The following is a 16,101-nucleotide window of genomic DNA, read 5'->3' as shown; positions in this document are numbered from 1 at the left end:
TTCGAGATCGATCGTGCGCCTCGGTGAGAGGTCGGGCAACTTGCGTGCACGAACGTGCAGCACACCCGTCCGAGACGGTCGGGAGCGGGTCGGGAGGCGCGACAGGGGTTGCAGAGGCCGTGCACGTCCGTGCATGCTCGGTTCCCATGAGTGATGCCGCGCAGCCCATGCGCACGCAGCAGGCGCTGCGCGCCGCGCATCTGTACTACCTGCAGGACCTGACCATGGACGCCATCGCCGACGAGCTCGGCACCTCGCGGTCGTCCGTGTCCCGTCTGCTCAAGTACGCCAGGGACACCGGGTTGGTCGACATCCAGATCCGCTCACCCCTCGACCAGGCCGCTGCGCTCAGCCGGAGCATCCGGTCCCGCTTCGGCGTGCACGCGCACGTCGTCCCGGTGCCGGACCACACGAGCGACGTCGACCGCCTCGAACGCGTGGCGCTGTCCGCCGCACGCATCCTGACGCAGTACGTCGAGTCGAACATGGTCATCGGGATCTCGTGGGGGTCGACGGTGAGCGCGGTCAGCCGCTACCTCGTGCCCAAGACCACGCACGGGTCGACGATCGTCCAGATCAACGGCGCTGCCAACACCCGCACGACCGGCATCGTCTACGCGTCGGAGATCCTCCGGCGCTTCGGCGAGGCGTACGGCGCCTTCGTGCAGCAGTTCCCGGTGCCGGCGTTCTTCGACGACCCCGCGACGAAGGAGGCGCTCTTCCGGGAACGGTCGATCCGCCGCGTGCTCGACCTGCACGAGCGGATGGACCTCGTCGTGTTCGGCGTGGGTGCCCCGCAGGCGCCGGTGCCGTCGCACGTGTACTCCGGCGGCTACCTCGACCCCGAGGACCGCGACGAGCTCACCGGGGCGAAGGTCGTCGGTGACGTCTCGACCGTCTTCTACCGCGCGGACGGGTCGTGGAAGGACATCGGGGTGAACGCCCGCGCGGGCGCTCCCGACCTGGACACGATCAAGCGTGCGCCGCGACGGGTCTGCGTCGTCGCCGGACGGTCGAAGGCCGCGTCGCTGCGGGGAGCGCTGGCCGCCGGGCTCGTCACGGACCTCATCCTCGACGAGAGCGTCGGGCAGGCGATCCTCCAGCCCTGAGTCAGGATCCGATCTGGTTTGTCGGTGGTGCCTCCTAGTGTCTGGAGCATGCTGCCCACGACCGAGACCAGGACCGACGAGCGCCAGTTCCGACGCCTCGTCGGCACGGACGTCGACCAGGCGTTGGCCTTCTTCAGCGGGGACTACGACTTCCGCGCTCCCCGCGTCCGCCGCACGCGCGCGCAGGCGCACTGGGACTTCGCCAGCGTCGGCGACGAGCGCATGTCGCTCCGGTCGTCCCGGTTCCTCGTCGACCTGCAGACCGACAGTCGCGTCGACGACCAGTTCCTCGTCGCCTGGATGCGCGGCGGGTCGAGCACGATCACCTTCGACGGCGAGTCGGTCGCGCTCGAGCCCGGCGTGCCCGTCGTCCTGCCCTTCGCCGCCACGTACCAGCTGCACCACCGCGACATCGCCCTCAACCTCGTGCACCTCGACCGTGACTTCGTCCGGGCCGTCACGGGCGAGGACGACTTCGCGTTCGAGGCGCTGCGTCGCCCGAGCGCCGAGGGCATGCGCGCCTGGCAGTCCGTCGTCCACGGGTACTCCTCGACCTGGCTCGACGTCGACCACGGCATGACCTCCACGATCCGCCGTGACATCGCCGAGGCGTTCGTCACCGCTGCGGTCGCGGCCTTCCCGCAGCGCAACCGCTGGCGGTCGAGCGTGACCGGTACCGGCCCCGAGCACGAACGGCTCCGGCGGGCGCTCGAGTACGTCCACGCGCACGCGCGGGAGCCGATCGGCACGCCGGAGATCGCGGCGGCTGCCGGTCTGAGCCCCCGCGGCCTCCAGCAGTCCCTGCGGCGGCACCTCGACCAGACGCCCGGCGACCTGCTGCGCGGGGTGCGGTTGGACGGCGCACGGACGGAACTCGTCCGGGGCGACCGCGACGGGACCTCGGTCGCGGACGTCGCCCGGGCCTGGGGGTTCGGGCACCTCGGTCGGTTCTCGGCGACCTACCGGGCCCGCTTCGGTGAGCTCCCGAGCGAGTCGCTCCGGGCGCGGTGACCGCACCCGCGACGGCGCTGTCGTAGCGTGACGGCATGGACACCGTCGTCGCAGCCCTCCGGTCCGCCCTCGACGACCAGGACGGCACCGTCGTCCTGACCGACCCCGCGGCGCTCGACGCCGCGCGCACCGACAAGTCCGGGTGGACCGCGCCCGGCGGACCGGTCGCGGTGGTCGAGGCACGGACCGTCGAGCACGTCCAGGCCGTGCTCCGCACGTGCTCGGCGTTCGGGGTGCCGGTGGTGCCCCGTGGCGCCGGCACCGGGCTCGCCGGCGGCGCGAACGGCACCGGGGGCAGCGTCGTCCTGAGCGTCGCGCGCATGGACCGCATCCTCGGCGTGTCCACGCAGGACGAGTACGCCGTCGTCGAACCGGGCGTGCTGAACGGCGATCTCAACGCCGCGGTCGCCGAGTTCGGCCTGCGGTTCGCACCGGACCCCGCGAGTGCGGCGATCTCGAGCGTCGGCGGCAACATCGCCACGAACGCCGGAGGCCTGCGCTGCGTGAAGTACGGCGTGACACGGGAGGCCGTGCTCGGGCTCGACGTGGTCCTCGCGGACGGCCGGCTCGTCTCCACGGGGCACCGCACGGTGAAGGGTGTCACGGGCCTGGACCTCACGGCGCTGCTCGTCGGGTCGGAGGGCACCCTCGGGGTCATCGTCGGCGCGACCGTGCGGCTCGTCCCCGTCCCGGTGGGGGAGCCGGCCACGCTCGCGGCCGTCTACCCGGACGTCGAGAGCGCCGCGTGGGCCGCCGCGCTCGTCGTCACCGACGTCGCACGCCCGTCCACGGTGGAGCTGCTCGACGCAGCAGCGCTCGAGGGGATCGCGGCGTACCTCGGGCCGCAGGCGATGACCGAGACCGTGGGGAGCACCGCGGCGGGCGGGGTGTTCCTCCTCGTCGAGTGGGACGGTCCGGGCGCGGCCGAGGCGGCGCTGGGAGCCGTGCCGGGCCTCCAGAGGGTCGGCGGGACCGTCCGCCTGGCCGGGTCGGCGGCGGAACGCGACCGACTGCTGACGATCCGCCGGTCGTTCCACCCGGCGATGGAGGCGCGGGGTCGGGTGCTCATCGAGGACGTCGCCGTGCCGCGCAGCCGGCTCGCGGAGATGTTCACGCGGATCGAGACGATCGGGCGCGAGCACGGCGTGACGATCCCGACGGTCGCGCACGCGGGCGACGGGAACCTGCACCCGAACTTCGTCTTCGACGGTGACGAGGTGCCGCAGCACGTCTGGGACGCCGCCGACGCACTGTTCCGGGCGGCGATCGAACTCGGCGGGACGCTCACCGGGGAGCACGGGGTGGGCGTCCTCAAGCGCCGGTGGATCGGGGACGAGCTCGGGGACGACGTGCTGGAACTGCAGCGCGGGATCCGGAAGGTGTTCGACCCGACCGGGATCCTCAACCCGGGCAAGGCGTTCTGACACCGAATCTCGTCGCACCGATCGGGTCGTTCCTGCGAAGAAGTTCGGGTGTAACCGGCGCGAAACGAACTCCGGCGCATCGTGGTCCCAACGAGCACCGCCCACGAAGGAGTCCGTGATGCTGATCGGCGTCCCCACCGAAGTCAAGAACAACGAGTACCGCGTCGCGGCCACCCCGGCCGGCGTCGCCGAGCTCTCCCTGCACGGACACGAGGTCCTCGTGCAGGCCGGGGCCGGCGTCGGGTCGTCCTTCCCGGACGACGAGTACGTCGCCGCCGGGGCGACCGTCGTGCCCACCGCCGCGGAGGTCTGGGCCCGCGCCGAGATGATCCTCAAGGTCAAGGAACCGGTCGCGTCGGAGTACGCGTCGATCCGGCCGGGGCAGGTGCTCTTCACCTACCTGCACCTCGCCGCGGACCGCCCGCTGACGGACGCACTCGTCGACTCCGGAGCGACGGCGATCGCGTACGAGACCGTGCAGCTGCCGGACCGCTCGCTGCCGCTGCTCTCGCCGATGTCCGAGATCGCCGGGCGGCTGTCCGCGCAGGTCGGTGCCCACCACCTCATGCGGGCGAACGGCGGACGCGGACTCCTGCTCGGCGGCGTGCCCGGGACCCCGAAGGGTCGCGTCGTCGTGATCGGCGGCGGTGTCGCGGGGGAGCACGCGGCGACGATGGCCCTCGGCATGGGCGCCGACGTCACGGTGTTCGACATCAGCCTGCCGCGACTGCGCGCCCTCGACGCGCGGTTCGACGGACGCGTCACGACCCTGCGGTCCTCGGCCCACGCGATCGCGGAGGCGCTGCGTGATGCCGACCTCGTGATCGGCTCCGTGCTCATCCCCGGGGCCTCGGCGCCGAAGCTCGTGACCGACGCGATGGTCGCGGACATGCAGCCCGGGTCGGTGCTCGTCGACATCGCGATCGACCAGGGCGGCTGCTTCGAGGGCTCGCACCCCACGACGCACGACGACCCGACCTTCGCCGTGCACGACGCCGTGTACTACTGCGTGGCGAACATGCCGGGTGCGGTGCCGCGCACGTCGACGATCTCGCTGACGAACGCGACGCTGCCGTACGCGATCGCGATCGCTGACCAGGGGTGGGAGGCGGCGACCTCGGCGGACGCGGCACTCGCCCTCGGGGTGAACGTGCACGCGGGGCGCGTCGTGAACGAGGCCGTCGCCGCGGCGCACGGCCTGGTGGCCGCCGGCCGCTGAGCCGCGCGCGCCGCGCCCGGCGGCCGCGCGCTGCGCTGCCGCGCGCGGGCCCGGCCGAGACTCGGCCCGGCGGACACTTTCGCGGCCTGCGGGCCGCGAAAGTGTCCGCCGAGCCGAGACTCGCGGGCGCGCGCACCGCGCAGCTGCCGCGGAAGCGACAGGGTGCCGCCGGGGTCCGGCGGCACCCTGTCGCGTTCGCGGGAGGGACGGCGCGGGTCCCCTGTGACGCGTCGCCTTGGCGGCACGAGCGAGACGCCGCCCGCCGGACGGGCGCATCAACCGCCCGCCCGGCCGCGGTGCCGGGGCGTCAGGCCGCCGCGACCGCGGATCGGCCGGCGGCCCAGCCCGCCCGCGCCCGCACCACCAGCGTCACGACGACCGCAGCCGCTGCCGCGACGACCGCGGCCACCGCCGTCGGCGCGGACACGAGCGGCCCGTCCAGCCGAGCGACCGCGACCCACGCCAGCCCCCACGCGAGCGCCGCCGTGGGCGCCAGGCGACCCAGACCCCAAACCGCGAGCAACACCCCCACGAGGCCGGCCACCGCCGCGACGAGCACGCCCCAGACGTCCTGGCCGAGCCCGGAGCCCCGGAAGCCCGCTGCCGTCAGGACGGCGGCCGTGTTCGCCGCCGTCGCGACGCAGACCCAGCCGAGGTACAGCCCGAAGGTCCCGTCGGTGACGATCGCCTCGACGGTCCCGGACGGGCGGGAACGCCGGAGCAGCACGAAGGTCCACGCCAGCACCCCGAGCAGCGCGACGATGATCGGTTCGCTCGCCCACAGGAAGCCGAACTGGACCGACAGGATCCACGCCGCGTTGAGCAGCAGCGACAGGACGACCGGCACCGTCAGGCGTGCGTGGCGGTCGTCGTCCGCGGTGCGGAAGCACTGGCGGACCGCGTAGGCGATCAGCCCGACGTAGACCACGCTCCAGATCGAGAACGCCGGCCCGTCCGGCGCGATCGCCGTCGACGAGGCGGACAACGCGCCGCCAGCCGCGTCCGCGATCGGGGTGCCGCCGGCAGCCCCCGACCCGATGAACGCGCCCACCACCGCCACGGCCGCGCTCACCGCGACCGCGATCCGCTTCCAGATCCGCTTCATGACCGTCCCTTTCGTCAGCATGCTGATGACCTGCACCGTAGGCCGCCGACCACCCCGTGTCCGCAGCGCACGTCCAGCTCGCGGGGTCGCGAACGACGGGGACGCCGTGCACTGCGTACGGTGGGCACGTGACCGTCGAGCTGAACACCGTCTACGTCGACCGGATCGCTCCGATCCCGAGTCCCTCCCTCGACGACACCTTCCGCATGCTCGAGGACCAGGGCGCCAGTGCGTGCATCGTCCTGCACCAGCCCGACGCGCAGGAGCTCGGCGACATCGCGGTCGCGCTCGGCCTGCACGAGCTCGCGGTCGAGGACTCCGCCGAGGGCCACCAGCGGCCGAAGCTCGAGCGGTACGGCTCGACGCTGTTCGTCGTGCTGAAGCCGGCGCTCTACAACGACCGCGCGGAAGAGGTCGAGTTCGGCGAGGTCCATGCCTTCGTCGGCGAGGACTTCTTCCTCGTCGTGGTGAAGGCGGATCCCCGCGGGGCGCAGACCGTGCCACGCGCGCTCCAGCGCATGAGCGGCAAGCCGGGGCTCGTGACCGTCGGGCCGCAGGCACAGCTGTGGGCACTGATGGACACGATCGTCGACGGCTACGTGCCCGTGATCGACGGCCTCGAGGAGGACATCAACCAGATCGAGGACCAGCTCTTCGCGGGCGAGGCCGGGGTCTCCCGACGCGTCTACGAGCTGTTCGGCGAGGTGGTCGACTTCCAGCGCGCGGCCCGGCCGCTCATCCACATCATCGAGAACCTGCACCGCGGTGCCGAGAAGTACCACCTGCCGGTCGAGATGCAGCGGCGGTTCCGTGACGTCCTCGACCACGCCATCCGCACGGTCGAGCGGCTCGACACCTTCCGGCAGCTGCTGCAGAACGCGCTGACGGTCGACTCCACCCTCGCCGCGCAGAAGCAGAACGACGACACCAAGCGGATCTCGGGCTGGGCCGCCATCCTGTTCGCCCCGACGCTGGTCGCGGCGATCTACGGCATGAACTTCACGCACATGCCCGAGTTGCAGTGGCCGCTCGGGTACCCGCTCGCGATCGTCGCCATGGTGGTCTTCGCGGCGGCCCTCTGGGTGGTGTTCAAGGTCAAGCGCTGGTTCTGAGGGAGGATGGCGCGGTGACCACGACCGACTTCGTCCACCTGAGCGCCGGCGGCGTCTCCCTCGTGCTCGACTGCCGCGACGATGCGCTGCCCGCGGTGCTGCACTGGGGTGCGGCCCTCGGGCCGCTGGGGGACGCGGAGCTCGCGGCCCTCGCGACGGCCGCCGTGGCACCGGTCGCGAACAACGAGGCCGACGTGCCGGTCCGGCTCGCCGTCCTGCCGGAACCGCACCGCGGCTGGACCGGCCGGCCCGGACTGTCCGGACACCGTGACGGGCGCGACTGGTCGCCGGCGTTCACGGTGACGGGGACGGACGCCGACGGCGACGCGGTCACCTGGCACGCCATCGCGGCCACCGCCGGCCTCGCGCTGCGGTTGACCGTGGAGATGCTCGCATCGGGGCTCGTCCGCACGCGCGCGGCCGTGACGAACACCGCCGACGGCGTCTGGACCGTCGACGACCTCACCCTCGCCCTGCCCGTGCCGTCGCACGCCCGCGAGGTCCTCGACTTCGCCGGCCGGTGGGGCAAGGAGCGCACCCCCCAGCGCCGGGAGCTCGTGGTCGGCACCCACGAGCGCGAGGGCCGGAAGGGTCGGACCGGTGCCGACGCCGCGACGGTGCTCAGCGTCGGGACGCCCGGTTTCGGCTTCGCCCACGGCGAGGTGTGGGGCGTCCACACCGCGTGGAGCGGCAACCACCGGCACGTGGCGGAGCGGCTCGCGACCGGGCGCCAGGTCGTGGGCGGCGGGGAACTGCTGCTGCCGGGCGAGGTCCGGCTCGACACCGGCGCGACCTACGAGAGCCCGTGGCTGTACGCCGCGTACGGGGACGGCCTCGACGACCAGGCCCGACGCTTCCACCGTTGGATCCGCAGCCGACCGCAGCACCCGTCGACACCCCGGCCGGTGACGATCAACGTCTGGGAGGCCGTCTACTTCGACCACGACCTCGCGCGGCTCACGGACCTCGCCGAGCGTGCCGGGCGTCTCGGCGTCGAGCGGTACGTGCTCGACGACGGCTGGTTCCGGCACCGTCGCGACGACCACGCGGGCCTCGGTGACTGGTACGTCGACGAGGAGGTCTGGCCCGACGGACTCGGCCCGCTCGTCGACCGGGTGCGTGCGCTCGGCATGCAGTTCGGCCTGTGGTTCGAGCCCGAGATGGTGAACGAGGACAGCGACCTCGCCCGGGCGCACCCGGAGTGGATCCTGCAGGCAGACGGTCGTCTGCCGATCCGGTCCCGCGACCAGCAGGTGCTGGACCTGGCGATCCCCGAGGCATGGTCCTACCTGTTCGAGCGCATGACGTCGATCATCGGCGAGTACGGCGTCGACTACGTCAAGTGGGACCACAACCGCGACCTCGTGGAGGCCGGACACCCCGGTGGCGGGGCAGCGGTGCACGAGCAGACCCTCGCCGCGTACCGCTTGATGGCGGCGCTGAAGGAGCGCTTCCCGTCGCTCGAGATCGAGTCGTGCTCGTCGGGCGGCGCCCGGGTCGACCTCGGCGTCCTCGAGCACACCGACCGGGTCTGGGTGTCGGACGACATCGACCCGTCCGAACGGCAGCACATGCACCGGTGGACGCAGCAGCTCCTGCCGCCGGAACTCCTCGGTGCGCACGTCGCCAGCGGACGGAACCACACGACGGGCCGTGTGCACGACCTGGCGTTCCGCGCCGGGACCGCCGTCGTGGGGCACCTCGGCATCGAGTGGGACCTGGCGCAGGCGACACCGGCCGAGGAGTCCGCGCTCGCGGCCTGGATCGCGCTGTACCAGGAGTGGCGCCCACTGCTGCACGGTGGCGACCTCGTGCGGTCGGACGAGGTCGACGGCACCCGCCTGCTGTACGGGACCGTCGCGCCCGACGCCCGCGACGCGGTGTTCTTCTTCGTCAGCGTGGGCCGGTCCGAGGTGTCCGGCACCGGGCGGCTGCGCTTCCGCGGGCTCGATCCCGAGGTGTCCTACCGGGTCGACCCGGTGATCGTCGGAGCGGTCGAGGAGCCCGGGATCGTCGCGCCGGACTGGTGGGACGGGGACCGCGTGTTCAGCGGCCGGGTGCTGCAGACCGTCGGCGTCCGACCGCCGCTCGTGCCGGCCGACTGCGTCGTCCCGTTCCGCCTGACGACAGTCTGACGCCCGCGCGGGGCGCCGCGGCCCAGCCGTTAGGCTTCCCGACATGCCGCACTCCGGACCCGCGACACGTTCGACCCCCGTCTGGGCCCTCAAGTTGGCCGTCGTCACGACGCTGGTCGGCGTCGCCGGCGGCGTCGCGGGCGTCTCGGTCTGGCTGGCACTGCAGCTCATCCAGTTCCTCGCGTTCGGCTCCCCGTTCGGCGGACACCGCGAGGCAGCGGACGCCCCGTCCGCGCTCAACCGGTTCCTCGCACTCACCGCCGCCGGCGTCCTGACCGGGTTCGCGTGGTGGGCGCTCCGCCGGTGGGGGCGGCCGGTGGTCTCGGTCCCGGCGGCCGTCGGTGGCACGCGGATGCCCGCGCTCGCGACGGTCGCCAACGCCGGCGTGCAGATCCTCGCCGTCGGCCTCGGCGCCTCCATCGGCAAGGAGGTCGCGCCGCGCGAGATCGGCGCGTGGCTGTCGCAGCTGGTGACGGCACGCGCCGGCCTGACCGCCCGCGAGACCAAGATCCTCGTCGCCTGCGGCGCAGCGGCGGGTCTCGCCGCCGTGTACGACGTCCCGCTCGGCGGTGCGCTCTTCGCCGTCGAGGTGCTGCTCGGCGAGCTGACCCTCGCGACGGCGCTGCCGGCGTTCGCGACGAGTGCCGTCGCGGCCGTCGTCGCGCGCCTGGCGATCCCGGACGAGGTGCTGTACGACGTGCCCGCGATGCACCTCTCGCCATCGCTGCTCGTCTGGGCGGTGGTGGTCGGACCGGTGCTCGGCTTCGCGGGGGTCGGGTTCGTGAAGCTCACGAACCGGTTGCAGGGCCTCGCCCCCAAGGGATGGCACCTGCTCGTGGTGCTGCCCGTCGTCTTCGCGATGGTCGGGCTCATCGCGGTGCCGTTCCCGGAGATCCTCGGCAACGGGCGGGCCCTCGGTCTCGTCGCCATGAACGCCTCGCTCGACGACGGGACGGTCGCCGGGTTGTCACCGATCCTCTTCCTCCTGGTGCTCGGCGTCATCCGCACCATCACCACGTCGGCGACGATCGGCGCGGGCGCGGTCGGCGGGACGCTCACGCCGTCGATCGCGATCGGCTCGGCCGTGGGTGGCGGTCTCGGCGGCCTCTGGTTGCTGCTCTGGCCGACGGACTCGTCGAGCCTGGCCGCGTTCGCCTTCGTCGGGGCCGCGGCGTTCCTCGCGACGACGATGCGGGCGCCGTTCACGGCACTCGTGCTCGTCGTCGAGTTCACGCAGCAGGGCACCGACATCCTCGTCCCGTCGCTGCTGGCGGTGTCCGGGTCGGTCGCGGTCGGCTACGTGCTGGCACGCCGCCGCAGCGCGCAGATGGTCTGACCACGGGCAGGGCCCGGATGCTCCGACCACGGTCAGCGCGCAGCCGACCACGGGCAGCGCGCAGCTGACCACGGGCAGCGCGCAGCCGACCACGGGCAGCACGCGGACGGTCCGACCCGCCTACCATCGGCTCCACGACGGAGCACCCGGCTCCGCGCACAGTGAGGAGCAGGCGATGGCGGGGTTCGACGACATCACCAAGAAGGCCCAGGAGTTCCTGAAGGACGGCAAGGTCCAGGACGCCCTGAAGAGCGAGCAGGCCGAGGGGGTCAGCGACAAGGTCCTCGACGGGGTCGCCGACGCCGTCAAGAAGGCCACCGGCGGCAAGTTCGACGACAAGATCGACGGCGCGCGGGACACGGCGGACAAGCACGTCGGCAACGAGTGACCCTGCCCCACGAACGGCCCCGGACGTCGCCGTCCGGGGCCGTTCGCCGTCGGCAGCCGTCCGTCGACTGGACGTCGGGCGGTCGGCGGACCACCATGGTCTGGTGACTGTCGTGGCGCCGAACCAACCGCTCACCGAGTCCGAGGTCGAGGCGATCAAGCGGGACTTCCCGATCCTCCAGCAGGAGGTGAACGGGTTCCCCCTCGCCTACCTCGACTCCGGGGCCACCGCCGAACGACCCCGGCAGGTCCTCGACGCGGAACGCCGCTTCCTCGAGCAGGACAACGCCGCCGTGCACCGCGGTGCGCACACCCTCGCCGCGCTGAGCACCGACGCGTACGAGGACGCCCGGGCGACGGTCGCCGGGTTCATCGGCGCCGCCAGCACGTCCGAGGTCGTCTGGACGGCCAACGCGACCGACGCGCTGAACCTCGTGGCGTACGGGATCGCCAACGCCAGTCGGGGCCGTGGCGGCGCCGACGCCGCGCGGTTCCGGATCGGCCCCGGCGACGAGGTCCTCGTCACCGAGGCGGAGCACCACGCCAACCTCGTCCCGTGGCAGGAGCTCGCCGCCCTCACCGGTGCCACCCTCCGCTGGGTGCCGGTGTCCGACGACGGCACCTGGACGGCCGAGGACGCCGTCGCCCTGATCGGCGAGCGCACGAAGGTCGTCGCGTTCGCCCACGTGTCGAACGTCACCGGCATGATCGCGCCGGTGTCGGCCGTGGTCGCCGCCGCCCACGCGCACGGGGCCCTCGTCGTGCTGGACGCCTGCCAGTCCGCACCGCACCGGCCGCTCGACGTGCAGCAGCTCGGCGTCGACTTCGCTGCGTTCTCGGGGCACAAGATGCTCGGACCGAACGGGATCGGCGTGCTGTGGGGCCGCCGGGAGCTCCTCGACGCCCTGCCGCCGTTCCGCACCGGTGGCTCGATGATCACCACCGTCACCATGGAGCACAGCGACTTCATGCCTGCGCCGGAGCGCTTCGAGGCCGGCACCCAGCCGGTGTCGCAGGCCGTCGCGCTCGCCGAGGCCGTGCGCTACCTGCAGGGCATCGGCATGGAACGGGTGCGGGCGCACGAGGAGCACCTCGCCCGCCGCCTGCTCGACGGCCTCGCCGCGGTCCCCGGCATCCGCCCCGTCGGACCACCGTCCGGCGTCCCCCGGTCCGGGCTCGTGGCGTTCGACGTCGACGGCGTGCACGCGCACGACGTCTCGCAGTACCTCGACGCGCAGGGCATCGCGGTGCGGTCCGGGCACCACTGCGCCCAGCCCCTGCACCGTCGGTTGGGCCTGACCGCGACCAGTCGGGCGAGCACCTACGTGTACACGACCGAGCAGGACGTCGACCGCTTCCTCGTCGCCGTCGGCGAGATCCGCGCCTACTTCGGAGCCGCATCGTGAACGGACTCGACTCCCTCTACCAGCAGGTCATCCTCGACCACGCGAAGGCCCGCCACGGCGACGGTGCGCTGCCGGACGCGGACGCCTCCCACTTCGAGCGGAACCCCACGTGCGGTGACGAGATCACCGTCAGCGTGCGGCTCGAACCCGGCACCGACCGGATCGCCGCGCTCGCGTGGCAGGGCGACGGCTGCTCGATCTCGATGGCGTCGGCGTCGGTCCTCACCGACATGGCGGTCGGGCGCACGGTGCCCGAGCTGCAGACCCTCACGGAGGCGTTCCGCACGATGATGCGGTCCCGCGGGGCCGGCGAGCCGGACGAGGACGTCCTCGAGGACCTGGTCGCCTTCCACGGGGTCTCGAAGTTCGTGATGCGCGTGAAGTGCGGCATGCTCGCGTGGGTCGCGGCCGAGGCCGCTTCGCGCGAGGCGACCGCGCGTCCCTGACGCGACCCGTCGACGGCCTGGAGGCGCGGGTCGGGTCCGCACCGCGCCTCCCGTCCGGCGGCCCCGGACCCGGGAGGCGCGGGTCGGGTCCGCACCGCGCCTCCCGTCCGTCAGGCCGCTGCCGGGTTGGGCCGCAACGGCGGCAGGGGGCGGTCGCTGTCGGCGACCCGGATCAGCTTCGCCACCAGCGGCGCGAACGGCTTCGAGGTCATCACCGCGTCCGCGACGCGCCGGGCAGCGAGGCCGAGCCGGGTCTGCGGGTACGCGAAGTGCACGATCCCCTTCGGCAGCTGCTGGACCTGGTCGACCAGCGGTCGCATCCACGCGTCGAACGCGGCGAGCGCGGCCCCCGTCGCGTCGCGGTCGAGCCGGCCGTCCGTCTCGTGCCCGGCGAGCGACGCCGCGAGGACGTACCCGCTGGTGAGCGCGAGGGACGCTCCTCCGCCGCCCATCGGCGTGACGCACCAGGCGGCGTCCCCGACGAGGGCGACGCGGCCGCGGTACCAGCGGGACATCCGGACCTGCGTCAGTTCGTCGACGTAGACGTCGTCCGAGGTGTCGAAGCCGTCGAGGACGCGGTCGGTCTCCCATCCCGCGCCGGCGTAGCGCGCCCGCACGCGCGCGAGCGCCGCGGGACGGTCGAGGCCGGCCAGCCGGTCGTCGCCGGCGTAGGCGAGGATCGCCCGGGTCGTGCCGTACGGATCCGGCCGCAGGTGCACCTGGCGCCCGCCGACGGCGTTGTACCAGCGCCACCGGTCGTCGTCCGTGGGCGTCCGCGGGATGGTCCCGAAGACCATGGTCACCCCGAGGTCGCGTGCGTCGACGTCCCCGGCGGCGGTGAAGAGCCGGTCGCGGGTGCGTGAGCGCACGCCCTCGGCGACGACGAACAGGTCCGCGTGCAGGACCCGACCGGTGCTGGTGGTCAGCGTCACCGGGGAGTCCCCGGCGGACGGGTCGTCGACGTGCTCGACGGTCTCCCCGTTGACCACCGTGACGTCGTCGGGGAGCGCGTCCAGCACGATCCTGGCGAAGTCGCCACGCAGGACCTCGAGTTCCGCGGTCGCGCCGTCGCCGCCGTCGGACGGCAGCTCGGTGCGCACCCGTCCGTCACGGTCGACGAGCACCGCCGCCGTCTCGGTGGTGTTCCGCGCCCGGACCGCGTCGACGAGGCCCATCCGGTCGAGCACCTCCTTCGCGACCCCGCGGACGTCGACGTTCTGCCCGCCGTCGCGGAAGGCCGGCGCGCGTTCGACGACGGTGACCGCCCAACCGGTGCGGCGGAGCCACCAGGCGGTCGACAGGCCTGCGATGCTGGCCCCGGAGACGACTGCGTGTCGTGCTGTCATGTGGGTTCCCTCGATCGTTCCGCGGGTGCCGGTCAGCGGCCCGCTCATGCTTTACAGTAAAGCGACTACACAGTAAAGGAACCTGGATGCCCGAGGTCGACCCGCTGTCGACGGACTGGTCGGACGACGAGGTGGCGGTCATGCACCACCTGCACGACTGGGCCGCCGCCTTCGACGAGCTCAACCGCGGACTGTCGTCGTGGATGCGGCTGCCCGTCTCGGACGCGAACGCGCTCGGCGAGATCGTCTGGGCGGAACAGTCGGGAACGCCGATCTCCCCGGCCGGCCTGGCCCGACGCATCGGCATGACGACCGGGGCGACCTCCGTGCTCCTCGACCGGCTCGAAGCGGCCGGGCACGTCGTCCGGCTCCGCGAGAGCACCGACCGACGGCGTGTGACCCTGCGCCCCACGGACGCCGCCCGGGCCGAGAACGAGCGGTTCCTCGCCTTCGCCGGAGCCGAGATCGCCTCGACGGTCAGGTCCGCCGCCCCGGACGAACTCCGGGCGGCGTCGGCGTTCCTCGCCCGGATGACCGCGGCGGCGGCGTCCGCCAACGCCCGGCTCGCCGCCCGGCCCCGGTCCGACGGCGGAGCCTGACCGAGCGACGTCATGCTTCGTCACCGTGCGTGACGGGGCCGTGGCCGGCACGTAGCGTCGCCACCGTGAGCGACCCGAAGCAGCGACGTATCCGGTTCAACGCGTTCGACATGAACTGCGTGGCGCACCAGTCCTCCGGGCTCTGGCGGCACCCGCGGGACCGGTCGCGCCACTACAACGACCTGTCCTACTGGACCGACCTCGCCAGGACGCTCGAGGGCGGCGCGTTCGACGGCATCTTCATCGCCGACGTCCTCGGCACCTACGACGTCTACGCCGGGACGGACGAGGCCGCGCTCCGCACCGGCTCGCAGGTCCCCGTGAACGACCCGATCCTGCTGGTGTCCGCGATGGCCGCGGTGACCGAGCACCTGGGGTTCGGCATCACCGCGGGCACCGCGTACGAGCACCCCTACCCGTTCGCACGGCGCATGTCGACGCTCGACCACCTCACGAAGGGCCGCATCGGCTGGAACGTCGTCACCGGCTACCTGCCGAGTGCCGCACGCAACATGGGCCAGACCGACCAGCTCGGCCACGACGACCGGTACGACGTCGCCGACGAGTACCTCGAGGTGCTCTACAAGCTCTGGGAAGGTTCGTGGGAGGACGACGCCGTCGTCGCGGACCGCGAGACCGGGGTGTTCACCGACCCGGCGAAGGTGCACCCGATCGAGCACCACGGGAAGCACTTCGACGTCCCGGGCATCCACCTCTCCGAGCCGTCCGCGCAGCGCTCGCCCGTGATCTACCAGGCCGGCGCCTCGCCGCGCGGCATCCGGTTCGCCGCGGAGAACGCCGAGGCGGTGTTCGTGGGGGCGCCCACCGTGCCGCAGCTGGCCGCCACCGTCGGCAGGATCCGGGACGCGCTGGAGGCGGCGGGCCGCGACCGGTACGCGGCGAAGGTGTACACGCTCCTCACCGTCATCACCGACGCGACCGACGAGCTCGCCCAGGCGAAGTACGAGGACTACCTGTCGTACGCGTCCGAGCTCGGCGCGCTCGTCCTCAACTCCGGGTGGATGGGCGTCGACCTGTCGCAGTGGGACCTCGACGAACCGCTGGGAGACGTCGAGTCGAACGCCATCCAGTCGGCGGCGGCGAACATCGCGAGCGCGACGGGGGAGGACGGGTCGACGTGGACGATCCGCGACCTCGCACGGCACACCGCGATCGGCGGACTCGGCCCGGTGGCGGTGGGCGGCGGGGCGACGATCGCGGACCGGCTCGTCGAGATCCAGGAGCAGACCGACGTCGACGGCTTCAACCTGGCGTACGCGGTGACCCCCGGCACGTGGGAGGACGTGATCGAGTTCGTCGTCCCCGAGCTCCGCGCCCGCGGTGTCTACCCGGACGGCTACGAGGACGGCACGCTGCGGCAGAAGCTGCTCGGCCGTGGCGACCGACTGCCCGCGGAGCACCGGGGTGCCTCGTTCCGGATCGCCAGCGACGCCGTCGTAGGCTGA

14 protein-coding genes are annotated in these 16,101 nt (G+C 73.0%); 12 read left to right on the top strand and 2 right to left on the bottom strand.

What is annotated here, in order from left to right:
- Positions 1-146 precede the first annotated feature (146 nt).
- From AAEP86_RS16890 to ald, 4 genes are all read left to right on the top strand, one after another.
- Complete coding sequence (locus AAEP86_RS16890) at positions 147-1,109, top strand: sugar-binding transcriptional regulator (protein ID WP_420368434.1); 963 nt, start codon at positions 147-149, stop codon at positions 1,107-1,109.
- A gap of 48 nt (positions 1,110-1,157) precedes the next feature.
- Positions 1,158-2,120, top strand: a complete 963-nt coding sequence (locus tag AAEP86_RS16885) for a helix-turn-helix domain-containing protein (protein WP_420368433.1) — start codon at positions 1,158-1,160, stop codon at positions 2,118-2,120.
- Between the two features lie 35 nt (positions 2,121-2,155).
- The gene (locus AAEP86_RS16880; RefSeq protein ID WP_420368432.1) at positions 2,156-3,544 is read left to right on the top strand and encodes an FAD-binding oxidoreductase; all 1,389 of its coding nucleotides are present in this window, start codon (positions 2,156-2,158) and stop codon (positions 3,542-3,544) included.
- Positions 3,545-3,662: 118 nt separating this feature from the next.
- The gene (gene ald, locus AAEP86_RS16875; RefSeq protein ID WP_420368431.1) at positions 3,663-4,763 is read left to right on the top strand and encodes an alanine dehydrogenase; all 1,101 of its coding nucleotides are present in this window, start codon (positions 3,663-3,665) and stop codon (positions 4,761-4,763) included.
- A 307-nt stretch (positions 4,764-5,070) separates the two neighbouring features.
- On the opposite strand, the gene AAEP86_RS16870 is transcribed toward ald, so the two are convergent.
- Positions 5,071-5,868: a tryptophan-rich sensory protein gene (locus tag AAEP86_RS16870; RefSeq protein ID WP_420368430.1), complete on the bottom strand. Its 798-nt coding sequence runs from the start codon at positions 5,866-5,868 to the stop codon at positions 5,071-5,073.
- 128 nt (positions 5,869-5,996) lie between these two features.
- On the opposite strand from AAEP86_RS16870, the gene AAEP86_RS16865 reads away from it, so the two are divergent.
- From AAEP86_RS16865 to sufU, 6 genes are all read left to right on the top strand, one after another.
- Entirely contained in the window at positions 5,997-6,980 is a 984-nt protein-coding gene (locus AAEP86_RS16865; RefSeq protein ID WP_420368429.1) for a magnesium and cobalt transport protein CorA, read from the top strand.
- Between the two features lie 14 nt (positions 6,981-6,994).
- A complete protein-coding gene (locus AAEP86_RS16860; protein WP_420368428.1) occupies positions 6,995-9,115 on the top strand; it encodes an alpha-galactosidase in 2,121 nt (706 codons plus the stop codon).
- 43 nt (positions 9,116-9,158) lie between these two features.
- Positions 9,159-10,451, top strand: coding sequence for a chloride channel protein (locus AAEP86_RS16855; RefSeq protein ID WP_420368427.1), 1,293 nt, complete (start codon positions 9,159-9,161; stop codon positions 10,449-10,451).
- A gap of 175 nt (positions 10,452-10,626) precedes the next feature.
- Positions 10,627-10,839, top strand: coding sequence for an Rv0909 family putative TA system antitoxin (locus AAEP86_RS16850; protein WP_420368426.1), 213 nt, complete (start codon positions 10,627-10,629; stop codon positions 10,837-10,839).
- Positions 10,840-10,951: 112 nt separating this feature from the next.
- The gene (locus AAEP86_RS16845) at positions 10,952-12,244 is read left to right on the top strand and encodes a SufS family cysteine desulfurase (protein ID WP_420370521.1); all 1,293 of its coding nucleotides are present in this window, start codon (positions 10,952-10,954) and stop codon (positions 12,242-12,244) included.
- On the top strand, positions 12,241-12,690 hold the full coding sequence (gene sufU / locus AAEP86_RS16840) for a Fe-S cluster assembly sulfur transfer protein SufU (protein ID WP_420368425.1): 450 nt from the start codon (positions 12,241-12,243) through the stop codon (positions 12,688-12,690). The genes AAEP86_RS16845 and sufU overlap by 4 nt, the downstream gene beginning before the upstream one ends.
- A gap of 110 nt (positions 12,691-12,800) precedes the next feature.
- Here sufU and AAEP86_RS16835 read toward each other — a convergent pair whose 3' ends face one another.
- Positions 12,801-14,036 carry an FAD-dependent monooxygenase gene (locus tag AAEP86_RS16835; RefSeq protein ID WP_420368424.1) on the bottom strand — a complete coding sequence of 412 codons (1,236 nt, stop codon included), beginning with the start codon at positions 14,034-14,036 and terminating at the stop codon, positions 12,801-12,803.
- An 86-nt stretch (positions 14,037-14,122) separates the two neighbouring features.
- On the opposite strand from AAEP86_RS16835, the gene AAEP86_RS16830 reads away from it, so the two are divergent.
- Both AAEP86_RS16830 and AAEP86_RS16825 read left to right on the top strand, forming a co-directional pair.
- Positions 14,123-14,635, top strand: coding sequence for a MarR family winged helix-turn-helix transcriptional regulator (locus AAEP86_RS16830; protein WP_420368423.1), 513 nt, complete (start codon positions 14,123-14,125; stop codon positions 14,633-14,635).
- Between the two features lie 65 nt (positions 14,636-14,700).
- Positions 14,701-16,101: an LLM class flavin-dependent oxidoreductase gene (locus AAEP86_RS16825; protein ID WP_420368422.1), complete on the top strand. Its 1,401-nt coding sequence runs from the start codon at positions 14,701-14,703 to the stop codon at positions 16,099-16,101.

This window comes from Curtobacterium sp. L1-20, assembly GCF_048755855.1.
GTDB lineage: Bacteria > Actinomycetota > Actinomycetes > Actinomycetales > Microbacteriaceae > Curtobacterium.
The sequence above is the reverse complement of the archived record's forward strand: the minus strand, read 5'-3'. Positions and strand labels throughout refer to the sequence as shown.